A 15,608-nucleotide genomic window follows, 5' to 3' on the forward strand; every position below is an offset into this window, starting at 1 on the left:
GGGTTCCTAGCGCTTGGCCAGGGCCGAGTCCGCGGTGCGGCAGGGGGCGAACAGGTCCAGGCCTTCCTTGTACTCGTCGGTCTGCACCTGCAGCAGGCCCAGCACCGAATGGAAGAAGTTGTCCTGGCTCAGCGGTTTGTCACGCTCGTTGCCCAGGCAGCGGTTGTCCAGGGCGAAGTCCCGCCGGTAGCTGTCGGAGAACCAGGTGAGCATGGCCACGTGCTTCTGCTGGTCGGGGGCCATCAGGTAAGGCGTGCCGTGGAGGAAGAGGTTGTACTCGCCGAGGGATTCGCCGTGGTCGGAGATGTAGAGCATCGCGGTGTCCAGCTTGTCCTGGTTCCGCCGCAGCACATCGATCAGGCTCGACAGCACGTAGTCAGTGTAGACGAGGGTGTTGTCGTAGGCATTGACGATGCTTTCGCGGCTGCAGTCGTTCAGGGCATTGCTGGTGCACACCGGGGAGAACTTCTGGAAGCGCGCGGGATAACGCTTGAAGTAATCCGGGCCGTGGCTGCCCATCTGGTGCAGCACCAGCACCGAGTCGTCCTTCAACTGGTCGATGTAGGCCTGCAGGTTCTTCAGCAGGACTTCGTCGTGGCATTCGCCATCGATGCAGAGCGTTGGGTCCTTCAGATGGCTGAGGTTTTCCTGGGAGACGCGGTTGCAGGTGCCCTTGCAGCCGGACTGGTTGTCATGCCAGCTCACCGCGAGGCCGGCGTGCTTGAGTACGTCCAGCAGGCCTTCCTGGCTGCGGGCCTCGGTGGCGTCGTAGTCGCCGCGCCCCATGTTGGAGAACATGCAAGGCACCGAGACGGCGGTTTCAGTGCCGCAGGAGCGTACATTGCTGAAGGCGGTGACGCCGGCTTGGCCCTTGAGCAGGGGCGTGGTGTCGCGGGAATAGCCAAGGAGGCCGAAATTTTCCGCCCGCGCGCTTTCACCGATTACCAGCACGGTCAGCGACTTGCGCTGGTGGGCCTGCCAGGACGGCGCCTTGTGGGCGTCAGTGCCGATCTGCCGCAGCGGTTCCTTGGCCAGGGCCAGCTCCTCCCGCACATAGCCGTAGGAAGCGTTCAGGTAGTTGCTGGGCACCACCAGCAGGCGCAACTCGTGGTGGTTGCGGAACAGCGAGGCCAGGCCTTGGTAATTGAGCAGCGCGACGGCACCCAGCACCGCCACCGAACCGACGGCCAGTCCCAACTTGCCCAGCAGCTCGCGGCGCAGCGGCCGGTGGCGGACCGGCAGCTTCCACAGCAACCAGCTGGGCAGCACCCCCAGGAGCAGGACGAACAGCACCAGCTTGATGGAGAGCAGGTCGCGCACTTCGTTGACGTCGGTTTCCGCGACATTGCGCAGCATGTTGGCGTCGATCAGCACGCCGTACTGGCTCATGAAATAGGCCACGCCGGAACTGGCCAGGAACAGGAAGATCAGGACTGGCTTGAACACCCAGCGGAACGACACCAGCACCAGTACGAAGTTGAAGATGGCCAGCACCATGACGCCAAACGCCACACGCATGCCAAAGCCGCCGGAATCTGCCGGGACGATGGAAAAGATGTGCTGCCAGAGCGGGATGTTGTAGAGCGACAGGAGGAGAAGGCTGGCCAGGAAGGTCAGGCTTTCCGGACGTAGTGAAATGCGTTTGAACATGGACCGCTCGCTGATCGATGCATCCCTCATGGATACAGCGCCAAGTCTGGAAACGGCGGGGTCAATTTTTTGTGAAGAAAACCTAGGGAATTTGTTGGGTTTGTGAAGGGAGTGTTGGGGGGAAGGGCAGGACTGTGTCCTGCCTGGCGAATGAATTCGCCCCTACAGGGAAGGCGGGCACGAAGGCGCCGGTGCGAGTCACCCCTCGCCCGCGTGCGGGAGAGGGGTTGGGAGAGAGGGCAGTGCGGAATGCCTTACTGCACAGCCACCTCAGGCAGCACGGGCACGTACTCCAACTGCAAGCGCTCGCTGCTCCAGGCGCGGACCTGGTTGGTCAGTTCCAGGTCGTTGTTCAGCTTGCGGCCGTAGGAGGGAATGATCGCCTTCAGGCGGGCCTGCCATTCGGGGGTCTGGACCTTGTCCTTGAAGGTCTTCTCCAGGACGTTGAGCATGATCGGCGCGGCGGTGGACGCGCCCGGCGAGGCGCCCAGCAGGGCGGCGATGCTGCCGTCGGCGGAGCTGACGACTTCGGTGCCGAACTGCAGGACGCCGCCTTTCTCGGCGTCCTTCTTGATCACCTGCACGCGTTGGCCGGCGGTCAGCAGTTCCCAGTCCTCGTCCTTGGCTTGCGGGAAGTACTCGCGCAGTTCCTGCATGCGGTCGGCCTGGCTCAGCATCAGCTGGCCCATGAGGTAGGTGCTCAGCGGAATATTGTCCAGGCCCGCGTGGGTCATGGGCCCGATGTTGTCGGTGGTCAGGGCGCTGAACATGTCCAGCAGCGAGCCGTTCTTCAGGAACTTGGTGGAGAAGGTGGCGAAAGGTCCGAACAGCAGCACCTTCTGGCCATCGATCACGCGGGTATCCAGGTGCGGCACGGACATGGGCGGCGAGCCCACTGAGGCCTTGCCATAGAGCTTGGCCTGGTGCTGGGCGACTACGTCGGGATTGCGGGTGACCAGGAACTGACCCCCCACCGGGAAGCCGGCGTAGCCCTCGGCCTCTGGGATGCCGGACATCTGCAGCAGCCTGAGGGCGCCACCGCCGGCGCCGATGAAGACGAACTTCGCCCTGACGCTGGTTTCGGCCTCGTGGTTGCCCAGATCGGCCACGGTGACGGTCCAGGTGCCGTCGTCGTTGCGCTTGATGTCACGCACTTCGTGCTTGAGGTGCAGCTTGACCTTGTCGCTGTGGGTCAGCGAGGAGACCAACTGGCGGGTGATCTCGCCGAAGTTCACGTCGGTGCCGATGGACATGCGGGTGGCGGCCACCTTCTGGTCGGCGGGGCGGCCTTCCATCACCAGGGGCACCCATTGGGCGATCTGCGCAGGGTCCTCGGAGTACTCCATGCCACGGAACAGCGAGCTGTGCTGCAGGGCGGCGTGGCGCTTCTTGAGGAAGGCGATGTTGTCGTCCCCCCAGACGAAGCTCATGTGCGGCACGCCGTTGATGAAGGACTTCGGGTTGCTCAGCACATTGCGCTCGACCTGGTAGGCCCAGAACTGCTTGGAGATCTCGAAGGATTCGTTGATCGCCACGGCCTTGCTGATGTCGATGCCGCCATCGGCGGTTTCCGGGGTGTAGTTCAGCTCGCAGAAGGCGGAGTGGCCGGTGCCGGCATTGTTCCAGGGGTTGGAGCTTTCAGTGGCCACCTGGTCCTGGCGTTCATAGATGTCGATGGACCAGCCCGGTTCCAGCTCGTTGAGGTAGGTGCCGAGGCTGGCACTCATGATGCCGGCGCCGATCAGCAGCACGTCGACGGTTTTCTCCGGTTCCGGTTGCTTGGCACAACCCAGCAGCGCAAGACACAGGAGTCCTGTGAGGACTTTCTTCATGGGGGACGTTCCCTTTGCTTTTCTCGAAAAGGGCGGTCCGTAGGCAAGGGGCGTGCCGGAATGGCCGGAAGCCGGCGAATCCGTGCATTACGCGAGGTTCAGGGGGGTGGAAACGGCTGGACGGTGGCGAAAGTCCGCCATGAGGCGCCGCTTTTGCAGGGGGTGGAGGGCGGAAATCCGCCGGCTAGCCCTTGCGATCCACCCGGAAGCGACAGACGTGGCCGTGGCGGACCATGCATTCGACGTGTTCCACCTCGCCGCCGCCCAGGGCGCCGATCAGTGCAAGGTCCAGCTCGCAGACCTCCGGGTGGGTCACGGCCAGGTGATGGAAGATGCAGTTGTGGGCGACGATTTCCGGTTCGCCCGTGGAACGGAAGAAGACTTCGGCCTCGTAGCCGGCTTCGTGCATGTGCTGGGCAATGCGTGCCTCGTCCACCACTTGCCGCTCCATCTCGGCAGCCAGCCTGCGGCCAAGGCCGCGCATCAGCCGGACCAGGGCGTCGTGGCCGATCAGGCCGGCCACTTCGCCAATCAGCAGGTCTGCCAACAGATGGTACTGGCGCGGAAACAGCTCCCGGCCGCCGCTGCTGAGCACATAAAGCTGCTCGGGGCGGCGGCCGGTGGGCCGCGTTTCGCCCCGCAGGATCAGCCCATCGCGCTCCAGCGCGGCCAGGTGCTGGCGGATCGCCGTCCGGGTCACCGCCAGGTGGTTGGCCAGTTCGTCGATGCTCATGCCACCAGGCTGGTAAAGCAGGGCACCGAGCAGATCCTGTTGGGTACGTCCCAGTCCTTGAAACATTCGGCTACCTCGAAATTCCGCCGTTTAGAACTTGTCCGGAAACTGCTTGACCAGTGCAGCGGTCAGGGTGTCCGCCAGGACCAGCATATGCTGGCGCATCGCTGCCCAGTTCTTCGCTTCGCCTGCGTAGTCGCCTTTGGCCAGGGCGTCGATCTGCGCCACGTGGTGTCCGCCGTGGGCACCCAGCATGCTGACCAGGGTGTCTTCCGGCAGGTTGGGGTTGGCGCTGGACAGGAACTTGGCAATGCCCTTGGCGTTGCGGGTCAGGTCGTTGACCGCGGCCTTCTTGCCATCGGCGTCCTTGGCCACGCTGGCATCGCTGTAGTGCTTCACGGCGCTCCAGTGGCCGGCCAGCAGTTCCAGCAACTGGTCAGCCGCCGGCTGCCCGTAGAGCGGGGCGATGCTGTTGGCGATGGACTTGGCGTTGGCGACCACTTCGGTGGCGGCTGCTTCGGCTTCCTTCTTCTGGTGCTGCTGGTTGGCGAAGGCGTAGTTCCGGGTCCAGAAAATGTGTTCCACCCAGAGGTCGCGCAGGGCCAGGCGGGTGGTCAGTGCAGGGGTATCGGATGTGGCCTTGGCCGTTTCCTGTGCGGCCTGGGCCCAGAGGGGTTGGACGAGCGTGACAAGCAGTAGTAAAGCCAGTGTCCTGAATTTCATGACGGGCTCCTCGCGTTGCGGATTGTCCTACAAAATCAATTAAAGCATAAAAAAATGCCATTATTGGTTTTGTCGGGAAATCCGCCGAACGGTCGCTCTAGTACTTCTTGTGCAGCCAGCTCAGGAAGCCGCCTTTCTTGATCGCCTGGGGTTTCTGCAGCAGGAGATTGCGGCTGGCCTGCTCGCGGAAGGCCAGCAGGCGGGTGAGGGCGGCGCGAACCTCGACACGTTGCTCCAGGCAACTGCGGATGGCGTCCTTCTCGATGCGATAGAGCACGCAGGAGCTGAGGGCGGTGAACTGCGCGCGGGACGGTGAGTCGCTGGTGATGCCTTCCTCGCCGAGGATTTCCCCGGGGCCCATGCGCCCGGCTTCCACCAGGGTGGCGCCGTCCGGCACCGACGCGGAGATCACGCCCGTACCGATCACCAGCAGGCTGTCGGATACATCACCCAGGCCCAGCACCACCTGGCCGGCGGAAAAGGCCAGGGGCGCCATGAGCTGGCTGAGCCGGTCCTTCTCCTCGCTGCTCAGGGCACGGAAGATCTTCACCTCCTCCAGCAGCAGGCGTGGCCGCGACCAGGGCTGCAGCGCGGCTTCGCTGGTGAAGGCGATGCCGGCGGCTTCCAGGTGGCGGTGCGCCAGGTCATACATCAGGTTGCGGACTTCCGTCTTGTTCTCGCCGGTGCGGATGAAGCCGCTGGCTTCGTATTCCATGAACTCCAGATCGGAGCCTTTGACCGCGACTTTGGCCGGGGGCGACACGAGCAGGGCGCTGATGCCCTGAACAGTCTTCTCCAGCGCGTCCAGCACGCGGCGAGGGCGCACCTGGGCGGACACCTTGAGGCTGATGGACACGCCGGTCAGTTCGTAAGGGCGGCTGAAGTTGTGCACCTTGGTCTTGGCTGCCACCGAGTTCGGAATCACCACCGTGCTGCCCAGGTTGGTGAGCAGGTGGGTGGCGCGCCAGTCGATCTCCACCACCTTGCCTTCGGTGCCGTCGATGGAGATCCAGTCATCCAGTTGGTAGGGCTTGGTGGTGTTGAGGACGATGCCGGAGAACACGTCGCTCAGGGTGCTCTGCAACGCCAGGCCGATGACGATGGCCATGACCCCGGAGGTGGCCAGCAGGCCCTTTACCGGCAGCTGCATCACGTAGGCTGCCGCGGCCACCACCGCCACCAGGAAGATCACCGCACCCAGTACGTCCTGCAGCAACCGGCCGGCATGGCCGATGCGCGGCATCAGCAGCCCCAGCACCACGGTGAGGGTGCGTGCACAGAACAGCCACCAGACGATCTCCAGCACCGTGGCCACCAGATTGAGGGTGGTGTCCTGCCAGGGCGGCGGCTGCAGCGGGTTCAGGCCGGCTTCGATGATCACCGTGCTGAACAGCAGGAACAGGGCCACGCGGGCGAGTACCTGCCAGGTGCGCTGCGTGGCCGCGAGTGCGCGCCAGACGAGCAGGTCGATCAGCAGCAGGGAAGCACCGGATACGAGGGGGTGGTTCTGGATGAGTGCGAGCATGAATTCCGTTCCACGGTTGGCCTGCATCACGTTAGCAGAGGCCTGGGCCATCCTGTAATGACGGATGACGGCGTCGTTCTCACCGGAATGCTGTCAGAACGGATGCGGGTCAGCATTTGCAGGAGAGGGGCACATGGCCAATCTGGTTCCGGGGCTCGTGATGGCGCTCGCTGTCTGTTGCCCCAGCGCCGTCGCACAGGGTTGCCCACCTGGGCAGTACGAGGTCTGCATGACCGTCTGCCTCTGCCTGCCTGACCCCAGGGAGGTAGCGGGGCCGCTGTCAGGCGAAGCGGCCCGGGTGGCTTCCGCGCCTCTGCACAAATGGCTGCTGCAGGAACGCGCTGCTGCCGAGGCCCGTGGCGTCGAGCCGATCCCGGCGGACATGCGGCGCCGGCTGGGGCCTTACTTCACCGCCGACCTGCTCGACGCCGTGCGCTACCGGGTCGGCGGCAGCGACGAACTCGGCGCCGCCAGCACCATGCTTCAGAATTCGGATATCCAGGCGGTGACCCTGATCGACATCATCGTCTTCCGTACCCCGGAAGGGGCGGCGGATGACGTGGCGCTCTGGGCTCACGAGCTGGTCCATGTGCAGCAGTATCGGGACTGGGGCGTCGAGGAGTTCACCGCACGCTATGCACTGGACCCGGACAGCGTCGAAGGGCCGGCCTACGAGCTGCAGTTCCGGGTCTCGAAGGAACTGAGGGAGAAGGGGTTGTAAGGCCATTCATGTGGGAGCGCGTGAATTCGCCCCCACAACAAGCGCGCGGCAGGACTCAATCCCGCTTCGGAATGCCCAGCCCGCGAACCACCGCCGGACGGAACAGGAAGCTCGTCAGCACCCGCTCCACATTCTTGAAGCGTTCGAAGTGCACCAGTTCGCTCGCTTCATAGAAGCCGATCAGGTTGCGCACCCAGGGAAAGATGGCGATATCGGCGATGCTGTAGTCGTCACCCATGATCCATTCGCGGCCTTCCAGGCGCTGGTCCAGCACCGCCAGCAGGCGCGCCGATTCCTGCACGTAACGGTCGAGAGGGCGTTTGTCCTCATAGGCCTTGCCGGCGAATTTGTTGAAGAAGCCGACCTGCCCGAACATCGGGCCGATTCCACCCATCTGGAACATCAGCCACTGGATGCACTCGTAGCGGCGGGCGGGGTCCTGGGGGATCAACTGGCCAGTCTTGTCCGCCAGGTAGATCAGGATGGCGCCGGACTCGAACAGCGGCAGCGGGCGGCCGTCCGGGCCATTGGGGTCGATGATGGCGGGAATCTTGTTGTTCGGATTGAGGGAGAGGAATTCCGGCGACATCTGGTCGTTGCGCTCGAAACTCACCAGGTGCGGTTCGTAGGGCAGGCCGGTCTCCTCCAGCATGATGGAGACCTTGACGCCGTTGGGCGTCGGCAGGGAATAGAGCTGCAGCACGTCAGGCCGGGTGGCGGGCCATTTGCGGGTGATGGGGAAAACCGACAGATCGGACATGGGAACTCCCTGTTCGAGATTGAGAGGTAGACGGGCAACCTTACCTGTCGGTGGCTGTCCGGCGGAAGATTCAGGGTTATTGAATCGGCGACGGCGGTTCAGTCGCGATCCGGCGCCCCCAGCGGGAACAGCGGCCGATAGGGCCGTGCTTCGTCCACCGCACGGGCGACCGACGGGTGCGCCAGCAGGCGTTGCCGATAGGCGCGGAGATTGGCCAAGGTCTCATCGATCGGCAGCACCCAGTCGGCATAGAACAACGACGGTGCCGCCGCACAGTCCGCCAGGCTGAAGGCATTGCCGGCGGCCCAGGTGCGGCCAGCGAGCTTCTCGTCCAGCCAGACATAGCTGCGTCTGAGCAGACGCTTCGCTTCCTCCACGCCGAACGCATCGCGTTGCTCCTCCTGACGCAGACGGTCGGCCACCGGCTTCTGCATCGGCGTCATCACATAGAGGTCGAAGAAGCGATCCAGCATCCGCACTTCCAGCGCCGCATCCGGCGCTTCGGGGATCAGCCTCACAGGCCCGGCATGGTGCTGCTGCAGGTACTCGATGATGATGCTCGACTCCATCACCGCCCGCTCGCCGTCCAGCAGCAGCGGGAACCGCTGGAGCGGCCACAGGCGCTGAAACTCTTCAAAGGTTGCCGGATCGTCTGGTGACAGGAGCCGCATCTGGAACGGAATGTCGTTCTCGTAGAGCGCGATCAGGACCTTCTGGCAGTAGGAGGAGAAGGGATGGGAGAAGAGTTGCAGGGACATGGGGCGACTCCTGGGACGGGGTTGGATTCGCTGATTGGTCGTTTGCCGCCTGAAGAATTCGACAGTCGTACACCTGCTGGCGGTCGACTGCCGGAGCGGGACTGTCTGGAGTGTCGTTGAGATATTGTTCGGCGCAAGCCGGAAGGGTGCGGCAGGGCAGGCCTTCGACCTGCTTGGTGAATGAATTCGCCCCTACAACGCCCCCCTACCGTCCCCCTGGGTGCACGGCGTAACTGACTTGGTAGGGTGCGCCGTGCGCACCAGCGGTTGGACGTAGGTCCACCCCTTGGCTGCGGCGGCGGATCAATCGTCCCGCGTCAGCACTTCCAGCAGTTCGATTTCGAACAGCAGGTTGGAGTTGGGCTTGATATGGGCGCCGACCTGGCGTTCGCCGTAGGCGAGGTGTGCCGGAACGAAGAGCGTGCGCTTGCCTCCCACCTTCATCCCCATGAGTCCGATGTCCCAGCCCTTGATAACGCGGCCGGTGCCGATCACGCACTGGAACGGCTTGCCGCGGCTGTAGGAGGAATCGAACTCCGTGCCGTCTTCCAGGGTGCCCCGGTACTGGGTGGTGATCAGGGCGCCCTTGACCACCTCCTTGCCGTCGCCCAACTGGATATCGGTGATCTGCAGTTCGTCGCTCATGGATCGTGCTCCTTGGTTCTTCAGCCGAGTCCGGCCATTGGGGGCAGCCTTTTCGCAGGAATTCGGCGAGCTGGCAACAGGCGCCCCCAGTCACGCATCGCTCATCGTGCGCAATGCACGGCTCCAAAGGTGTTGATCGTGCAAGTTGCCCGTGCGGGCCATGGCGAAACTCAGGGCATGTAACTGATCCGCAAGAGATTTCGGTGTCCGGCTGATCAGGCACGGCAGCTGCTTGGAAATAGGATTGAAGCCCACGGCAGGAGTCACCCGATGAAGCTGCCATTCACTGCGTTCTACGACGCATTCCCCCAACATCGCGTCGTCATCAAATTGCGTCCGGACGGCTCATTGCTGCTGACGCTGAGCGATGAGGCCGGCAAGGTCATCCACAGGGCCATCGACAGTGAGGTGCTCTACAGGGAAGACCGCGTTCGCCAGGTGATTCGCGAGCTGCTGCGTGAAATGAAGCTGGAAGCGGGCGAGGCGATCTGGCACGGCCGGGGCATCGACTGGGTGTCCTGCGAACTGCCCACCTACCTGGGCGGCCCCGTTCACATGACCGCTGCCAAAACGCTGGTGGCGCGCCGCAAGCTGGAAGCCGAGCGCCGCACGCCTGGGCGCTGAGTCAGTGGGCGTTTGTGATGCCGGACCAGATTTCGTAGGCGCGTAGTACGTCGTCCACATCCAGTTCCAGCAACTCTGCACGGGTATCCACCAGATGGGCCAGTAGCGCGGCCACCGCCTGGCGCTGGGCGGCATCGCAATGGAGGAGCAGGCGGTTGTCGGCAGCGCCGTAATAGAGGTGGAAGACCAACTGCCAGCCGTACCAGTCCAGCTCCGGAGTCGGTTCTTCCAGCGCGAAGCGGGCCAGCGCCGGCAGGTAATAGGCGATGCCCTCGGCCGAACAGAAACAGAGCGGGTCCCAGCCAGCGTTGCCGACATCGGCGTGGCGCAGGGTTTCGCGGTCGCGGCTGCGGAGGGTTTCGTCGTGCTCGGCGCACTCGCAGCAGTGCCGGTAATCGGTGAAATGCTCCGGGCGCGGGCAGTCGCCGAAGGCGGCATCGAGGGTGGCGAGTATCTGGGCGTCGGTGGGCATGGGGCTGGCTTCGTCGGGTGTCGACAGGACGCTAGCCGGCAGCTGCCGCGCAGGCAAGGGCGAAGATATCAGTCGCGTTGCCCGGGGAGGGCGCCCGGCCAACCTGCCGGGCGTGAATGGAGGCGATGCTCAGGGCAGGAAGAGGCAGGCGAACCCACCTCTTCCCCAGGGCTTAGCCACGTTTCGCTTGTTCCGTGAGTTCCTTCTGCTGCACGACTTCTTGTTGCGCCTGTTCTTTCTTCAGTTCGACCTTGGCCAGTCGGGCCTGATAGCGAGAGATCGTGCGATCGCCGCCACCGGAAGCCATGGCCGAACCGGCGGAAAGGACGACGGCAAGCAAAGTGGCAGAGGTGATAAGGGTTTTCATGGGGTGTCTCCTGTCGAGATCAAGGGTTGGTTTATCCAGAGCAAGCTCCGAATCCGTTGCAGCCATCCCTGACGAGGTCGGTGGGTTTCGGGTGGCCGGTCGCGCCGGTCAGCCGTGGTAATCCCTGCGGACCTGAAAAAAAACCCGCGGCGGGGAACCGAGTGCCGCGGGGAAAGGTGCCCGGCCGGCGCCGGGCATGGGAGGAGAAGGTCAGGCCTGGGGCTGCCAGCCGCCGCCAAGGGCCTTGTAGATGGCGACTATGCCGCGATAGACGTCCACTTCGGCCTGGGCCTGGGCGTCCTCGGCGGCCAGCCGCTCACGTTCGGCGTCCAGCAGCACGAGGAAATCCTCGGTGCCTTCGCGGTAACGGGTGGCGGCCTGCTCGGCGGCGGCGCGAGTGGCCTCTGACTGGCGTACCAGCGAGACCAGGCGCTGCTGGCGCTTGCCGTAGTCGCTGAAGGCGTTCTCGGATTCCTCAAGGGCCAGTAGCACCTGCTGCTCGTAGCTCGCCAGCGCGCCCTCGGCGTCGGCTTCGGAGGCGCGGATCTGGGCCCGCACGCTGCCGAGGTCGAAGGCCGCCCAGGAAATGGTCGGCGCCACGGCCCAGGCACGGGCGGCGGAGGAGCCGATCTGCGAACCTCGCCCGGCGGTGAAGCCGAGGAAGCCCGACAAGCTCACGCGGGGGAACAGGTCCGCAGTCGCCACGCCCACGCCGGCAGTGGCGGCGGCCAGCTGGCGTTCCGCCGAGCGCACATCGGGGCGGCGGCGCAGCAACTCCGCCGGATCGCCGATGGGCAGGGCCTTGGCGATCACCGGCAACGGCTTGGGCGAAAGGTCCACGCTGAGCTGCTCCGGACGCTGGCCGAGCAAGGTGGCGATACGGTTGCGGGCGCGCGCTTCCTCGGCCTGCAGTTGCGGCACGGTGGCCTCGGTGGCGGCCAGGCGACCTTCGGCGCGCAGCACGTCCAGTTCGCTGCCGATGCCGGCTCCGCGCAGCTGTTCGGTCAGGTCACGGGATTCCCGCTGGTTCTCCAGGTTGTCGCGAGCGATGCGTTCGCGCAGTTGGGCGCCGCGCAGGCTGCCGTAGGCGTCCACCAGCTCGGCGATCAGGCTGACCTGCAACTGTTGCAGGTCGGCCTGGGCCGCGTCGGTCTCCGCTTCGCTGGCCTCGATCTGGCGCTGGATGCGGCCGAACAGGTCCAGCTCCCAGGCCATGTTCAGGCCCAGGTCGTAACGCTCGGAGTTGACGCGCTCCTCGGTGACGCCGGGCTGCTGGCCTTTGCCGATCTCGGCACTGGCACCGGCGGTGACCACTGGCAGCTGGTCGTTGCCGACGTCGTCGCGGATGGCGCGAGCCGACTTGAGGCGGGCAAAGGCCACGCGCAGCTCGCGGTTTTCCTTCAGGGACTCCTGCACCAACTGGTTCAGGGTCGGGTCGTCGAACTGTTGCCACCAGACACTTTCGAAGCGTGCGCGGTCGTAGTTGCCGGCATCCGCGGCGGCGAGCCGCGCGGGTGCGCTATCCGGGGCCTTGTAGTCCGGGCCCACGGCACAGGCGGAAAGGGCCAATGCCAGCAGGGCGGGGGCGAAAGCCTTGTGCATCATGCGTGTACTTCCTTCAGTTGCGGGGCACGGGCGGCCTTGCGGGCTTCGCGTTTTTCCACGAAGCCACGGATCAGGACGTAGAACACCGGGGTCAGCAGCAGGCCGAAGAAGGTCACGCCGATCATGCCGCTGAACACCGCCACGCCCATGGCATGGCGCATTTCCGCGCCGGCGCCGGAGGACAGCACCAGGGGCACCACGCCCATGATGAAGGCGATGGAGGTCATCAGGATCGGGCGCAGACGCAGGCGGCAGGCTTCCAGGACGGCGGAGACGCGGTCCAGGCCTTCTTCCTGTTTCTCCTTGGCGAACTCGACGATGAGGATGGCGTTCTTGCACGCCAGGCCCACCAGTACGATCAGGCCGATCTGGGTAAAGATGTTGTTGTCGCTGCCGGCCAGGATCACCCCGGCGATGGCGGACACCAGCACGGTCGGCACGATCAGGATCACCGCCAGCGGCAGGCTCCAGCTCTCGTACTGGGCGGCCAGCACCAGGAAGGCCAGGAGCACGCAGAGCGGGAAGATGAACACGGCGGTATTGCCGGCGAGGATCTGCTGGTAGGTCAGGTCCGTCCACTCGTAGGTCATGCCGTTGGGCAGTTCTTCCTTCAGCAGTTTCTCGATCGCCGCCTCGGCCTGGCCGGAGCTGTAGCCTGGGGCGGCCGCGCCGTTGATCTCGGCGGTGATGAAGCCGTTGTAGTGCATCACCCGGTCAGGGCCCGAGGTGCTGTCGATCTTGACGAAGGTGGACAGCGGGATCATCTCGCCACGGTTGTTGCGCACCTTCAGCTGGCCGATCTGTTCCGGCTCCATGCGGAACTGCTGGTCGGCCTGGACATTGACCTGGTAGGTGCGACCGAAACGGTTGAAGTCGTTGGCGTACAGCGAGCCCAGGTACACCTGCATGGTGTCGAAGATGTCGCTGATGGCCACGCCGTGGGTCTTGGCCTTTTCGCGGTCGATGGCGGCATCCACCTGGGGCACGTTGACCTGGTAGCTGGTGAACAGCGACATCGGGTTCAGCTCCGGCAGCTGCCGCGCCTTGGCGATGACGTTCTGGGTCTGCTTGTACAGCTCCTCGTAGCCCAGGTTGCCGCGATCCTCCACCTGCAGGCGGAAGCCGCCGATGGTGCCCAGGCCCCGCACTGGCGGCGGCGGGAAGATGGCGATATAGGCATCCTGGATGTCCGCGAACTGCTTGTTCAGCTCGGCGGCGATGGCGCCAGCGGACATGGACGGGTCCTTGCGCTCATCGAACGGCTTGAGCGGGGTGAACACGATGCCGCTGTTGGGGCTGTTGGTGAAGCCGTTGATGGACAGGCCCGGGAAGGCCACGGAGTTCTCCACGCCCGGGTGCTTGCCGGCGATTTCCGACATGCGCTTGATCACCGCTTCGGTGCGGTCCAGGGTCGCGGCGTCCGGCAGTTGGGCGAAGGCCACCAGGTATTGCTTGTCCTGGGGCGGCACGAAACCGGTGGGGGTGCTGGAGAAGCCCAGGTAGCCGAGCACCAGCAGGCCGCCGTAGACCAGCATGGCGACGCTGCTGCCGCGCAGCACGCGACGCACGGTGCCGACGTAGCCGAATCCGGCGCGATCGAACACGCGGTTGAACGGGTTGAACAGCCAGCGGCCCAGCAGTGTGTCGAGGATGCGCGAGAAGCGGTCCTTGGGCGCGTGGTGATCCTTCAGCAGCACGGCGGCCAGGGCCGGCGACAGGGTCAGGGAGTTGAAGGCCGAGATCACCGTGGAGATGGCGATGGTCAGGGCGAACTGCTGGAAGAACTGACCGGTGAGGCCGGAGATGAACGCGGTCGGCACGAACACGGCGCACAGCACCAGGGCGGTGGCGATGATCGGGCCGGTCACTTCCTTCATGGCCTGGCGGGTGGCCTCGATGGGCGACTTGCCGAGGCCGATGTTCCGTTCGACGTTTTCGACGACCACGATGGCGTCGTCCACCACGATGCCGATGGCCAGCACCAGGCCGAACAGCGACAAGGCGTTGAGGGAGAAGCCGAACAGGTGCATCACCGCGAAGGTGCCGATCAGCGAGACCGGCACGGCCGCCAGCGGGATGATCGACGCGCGCCAGGTCTGCAGGAACAGGATCACCACCAGCACCACGAGCACGATGGCTTCGAGCAGGGTGTGCACCACCGCCTCGATGGAGCCGCGCACGAAGATGGTCGGGTCATAGACGATTTCGTAGTCCATGCCCTGGGGGAACTTCTGCTTCAGCTCGGCCATGCGGGCGCGAACCGCATCGGAGATATCGATGGCGTTGGAACCCGGGCGCTGGAAGACCGGAATCGCGACCGCCGGCTTATTGTTCAGCAGCGAGCGCAGGGCGTACTGGTTGGAGCCCAGCTCGACGCGGGCGATGTCCTTCAGGCGCGTGATTTCGCCGTCGTCGCCGGCACGGATGATGATGTTCTCGAACTCTTCCTCGGTGACCAGGCGGCCCTGGGTGTTGATCGAGAGCTGGAAGCTGTTGCCACCGTCGACCGGCGGTGCGCCGAGGGCACCGGCGGCCACCTGGCGGTTCTGCTCGCGGATGGCGTTGATCACGTCGCTGGCGGTGAGGTTGCGCGAGGCCACCTTGTTCGGGTCGAGCCAGACGCGCAGGGAGTAGTTGCCCATGCCGAACAACTGCACGTCGCCCACGCCGTCCAGCCGCGCCAGCTCGTCCTTGATGTTGAGCGCCGCGTAGTTCGACAGATAGAGCATGTCGTAGCGGTCATCCGGCGAGGTCAGGTGCACCACCATGGTCAGGTCCGGCGAGGATTTGTCCACGGTCACGCCCAGACGCTGCACCTCGGTGGGCAGGGTGGGCAGGGTGCGGGTGACGCGGTTCTGCACCTGCACCTGGGCGTTGTCCAGGTCGGTACCCAGGGCGAAGGTGACGGTCAGGCTCAGCTTGCCGTCGTTGGTGGCCTGGGACGACATGTAGAGCATGCCTTCCACGCCCACGATGGCCTGTTCCAGGGGCGAGGCGACGGTCTCACCGATCACCTTGGGGTTGGCGCCGGGGAAGTTGGCGCGCACCACCACCGTCGGCGGTACCACTTCCGGGTATTCGCTGATGGGCAGCTGGAACAGCGAGATGGCGCCGCCGATCAGGATCAGCAGCGACAGCACGGCGGCGAAGATCGGCCGCTGGATGAAGAATTGGGAGAAATTCATGGCGTGCT

Annotated in this window: 14 protein-coding genes; 2 read left to right on the top strand and 12 right to left on the bottom strand. The window is 64.8% G+C overall.

Annotation, left to right across the window (positions count from 1 at the left end):
• Window positions 1-6: 6 nt before the first annotated feature.
• From TQ98_RS11185 to TQ98_RS11205, 5 genes are all read right to left on the bottom strand, one after another.
• Window positions 7-1,650, bottom strand: coding sequence for a phosphoethanolamine--lipid A transferase (locus tag TQ98_RS11185; RefSeq protein ID WP_044872914.1), 1,644 nt, complete (start codon window positions 1,648-1,650; stop codon window positions 7-9).
• A 254-nt stretch (window positions 1,651-1,904) separates the two neighbouring features.
• A complete protein-coding gene (locus tag TQ98_RS11190) occupies window positions 1,905-3,482 on the bottom strand; it encodes a malate:quinone oxidoreductase (RefSeq protein ID WP_044872915.1) in 1,578 nt (525 codons plus the stop codon).
• A 184-nt stretch (window positions 3,483-3,666) separates the two neighbouring features.
• Window positions 3,667-4,281, bottom strand: coding sequence for an HTH domain-containing protein (locus TQ98_RS11195; RefSeq protein ID WP_044872916.1), 615 nt, complete (start codon window positions 4,279-4,281; stop codon window positions 3,667-3,669).
• Window positions 4,282-4,305: 24 nt separating this feature from the next.
• A complete protein-coding gene (locus TQ98_RS11200) occupies window positions 4,306-4,938 on the bottom strand; it encodes a hypothetical protein (RefSeq protein WP_044872917.1) in 633 nt (210 codons plus the stop codon).
• Window positions 4,939-5,035: 97 nt separating this feature from the next.
• A complete protein-coding gene (locus TQ98_RS11205) occupies window positions 5,036-6,463 on the bottom strand; it encodes a mechanosensitive ion channel domain-containing protein (RefSeq protein ID WP_044872989.1) in 1,428 nt (475 codons plus the stop codon).
• Window positions 6,464-6,692: 229 nt separating this feature from the next.
• Between TQ98_RS11205 and TQ98_RS11210 the strand changes: the two genes are divergently transcribed.
• Window positions 6,693-7,184, top strand: coding sequence for a DUF4157 domain-containing protein (locus TQ98_RS11210; RefSeq protein ID WP_242443089.1), 492 nt, complete (start codon window positions 6,693-6,695; stop codon window positions 7,182-7,184).
• Window positions 7,185-7,239: 55 nt separating this feature from the next.
• Here TQ98_RS11210 and TQ98_RS11215 read toward each other — a convergent pair whose 3' ends face one another.
• The 3 genes from TQ98_RS11215 to TQ98_RS11225 form a co-directional block, all read right to left on the bottom strand.
• Window positions 7,240-7,944 (bottom strand): glutathione S-transferase N-terminal domain-containing protein, encoded by a 705-nt coding sequence (locus TQ98_RS11215; RefSeq protein WP_044872918.1) that lies wholly within the window; start codon window positions 7,942-7,944, stop codon window positions 7,240-7,242.
• Window positions 7,945-8,042: 98 nt separating this feature from the next.
• Window positions 8,043-8,702, bottom strand: a complete 660-nt coding sequence (locus TQ98_RS11220) for a glutathione S-transferase family protein (protein ID WP_044872919.1) — start codon at window positions 8,700-8,702, stop codon at window positions 8,043-8,045.
• 303 nt (window positions 8,703-9,005) lie between these two features.
• Window positions 9,006-9,347, bottom strand: coding sequence for an FKBP-type peptidyl-prolyl cis-trans isomerase (locus TQ98_RS11225; RefSeq protein WP_044872920.1), 342 nt, complete (start codon window positions 9,345-9,347; stop codon window positions 9,006-9,008).
• A 270-nt stretch (window positions 9,348-9,617) separates the two neighbouring features.
• On the opposite strand from TQ98_RS11225, the gene TQ98_RS11230 reads away from it, so the two are divergent.
• Complete coding sequence (locus tag TQ98_RS11230) at window positions 9,618-9,971, top strand: DUF3509 domain-containing protein (RefSeq protein ID WP_044872921.1); 354 nt, start codon at window positions 9,618-9,620, stop codon at window positions 9,969-9,971.
• A 1-nt stretch (window position 9,972) separates the two neighbouring features.
• Here the strand turns inward: TQ98_RS11230 and TQ98_RS11235 are convergent, their stop codons facing one another.
• The 4 genes from TQ98_RS11235 to TQ98_RS11250 form a co-directional block, all read right to left on the bottom strand.
• The gene (locus tag TQ98_RS11235) at window positions 9,973-10,443 is read right to left on the bottom strand and encodes a hypothetical protein (RefSeq protein WP_052659214.1); all 471 of its coding nucleotides are present in this window, start codon (window positions 10,441-10,443) and stop codon (window positions 9,973-9,975) included.
• 172 nt (window positions 10,444-10,615) lie between these two features.
• Window positions 10,616-10,810 carry a hypothetical protein gene (locus TQ98_RS11240; RefSeq protein WP_044872922.1) on the bottom strand — a complete coding sequence of 65 codons (195 nt, stop codon included), beginning with the start codon at window positions 10,808-10,810 and terminating at the stop codon, window positions 10,616-10,618.
• Between the two features lie 210 nt (window positions 10,811-11,020).
• Window positions 11,021-12,415: a TolC family protein gene (locus TQ98_RS11245; protein ID WP_044872923.1), complete on the bottom strand. Its 1,395-nt coding sequence runs from the start codon at window positions 12,413-12,415 to the stop codon at window positions 11,021-11,023.
• Window positions 12,412-15,600, bottom strand: coding sequence for an efflux RND transporter permease subunit (locus tag TQ98_RS11250; RefSeq protein ID WP_044872924.1), 3,189 nt, complete (start codon window positions 15,598-15,600; stop codon window positions 12,412-12,414). The genes TQ98_RS11245 and TQ98_RS11250 overlap by 4 nt, the downstream gene beginning before the upstream one ends.
• Window positions 15,601-15,608 lie beyond the last annotated feature (8 nt).

The sequence above is a fragment of the Pseudomonas sp. LFM046 genome, from assembly GCF_000949385.2.
Classification (GTDB): Bacteria; Pseudomonadota; Gammaproteobacteria; order Pseudomonadales; family Pseudomonadaceae; genus Metapseudomonas.

Excerpts from the sequence above, each read along its gene's own strand:
- TQ98_RS11220 (WP_044872919.1), bottom strand. The coding sequence starts at position 8,702 with ATGTCCCTGCAACTCTTCTCCCATCCCTTCTCCTCCTACTGCCAGAAG.
- TQ98_RS11195 (WP_044872916.1), bottom strand. The coding sequence starts at position 4,281 with ATGTTTCAAGGACTGGGACGTACCCAACAGGATCTGCTCGGTGCCCTG.
- TQ98_RS11235 (WP_052659214.1), bottom strand. The coding sequence starts at position 10,443 with ATGCCCACCGACGCCCAGATACTCGCCACCCTCGATGCCGCCTTCGGC.
- TQ98_RS11200 (WP_044872917.1), bottom strand. The coding sequence starts at position 4,938 with ATGAAATTCAGGACACTGGCTTTACTACTGCTTGTCACGCTCGTCCAA.
- TQ98_RS11185 (WP_044872914.1), bottom strand. The coding sequence starts at position 1,650 with ATGTTCAAACGCATTTCACTACGTCCGGAAAGCCTGACCTTCCTGGCC.
- TQ98_RS11240 (WP_044872922.1), bottom strand. The coding sequence starts at position 10,810 with ATGAAAACCCTTATCACCTCTGCCACTTTGCTTGCCGTCGTCCTTTCC.
- TQ98_RS11205 (WP_044872989.1), bottom strand. The coding sequence starts at position 6,463 with ATGCTCGCACTCATCCAGAACCACCCCCTCGTATCCGGTGCTTCCCTG.
- TQ98_RS11230 (WP_044872921.1), top strand. The coding sequence starts at position 9,618 with ATGAAGCTGCCATTCACTGCGTTCTACGACGCATTCCCCCAACATCGC.
- TQ98_RS11215 (WP_044872918.1), bottom strand. The coding sequence starts at position 7,944 with ATGTCCGATCTGTCGGTTTTCCCCATCACCCGCAAATGGCCCGCCACC.
- TQ98_RS11210 (WP_242443089.1), top strand. The coding sequence starts at position 6,693 with ATGACCGTCTGCCTCTGCCTGCCTGACCCCAGGGAGGTAGCGGGGCCG.
- TQ98_RS11245 (WP_044872923.1), bottom strand. The coding sequence starts at position 12,415 with ATGATGCACAAGGCTTTCGCCCCCGCCCTGCTGGCATTGGCCCTTTCC.
- TQ98_RS11190 (WP_044872915.1), bottom strand. The coding sequence starts at position 3,482 with ATGAAGAAAGTCCTCACAGGACTCCTGTGTCTTGCGCTGCTGGGTTGT.
- TQ98_RS11225 (WP_044872920.1), bottom strand. The coding sequence starts at position 9,347 with ATGAGCGACGAACTGCAGATCACCGATATCCAGTTGGGCGACGGCAAG.
- TQ98_RS11250 (WP_044872924.1), bottom strand. The coding sequence starts at position 15,600 with ATGAATTTCTCCCAATTCTTCATCCAGCGGCCGATCTTCGCCGCCGTG.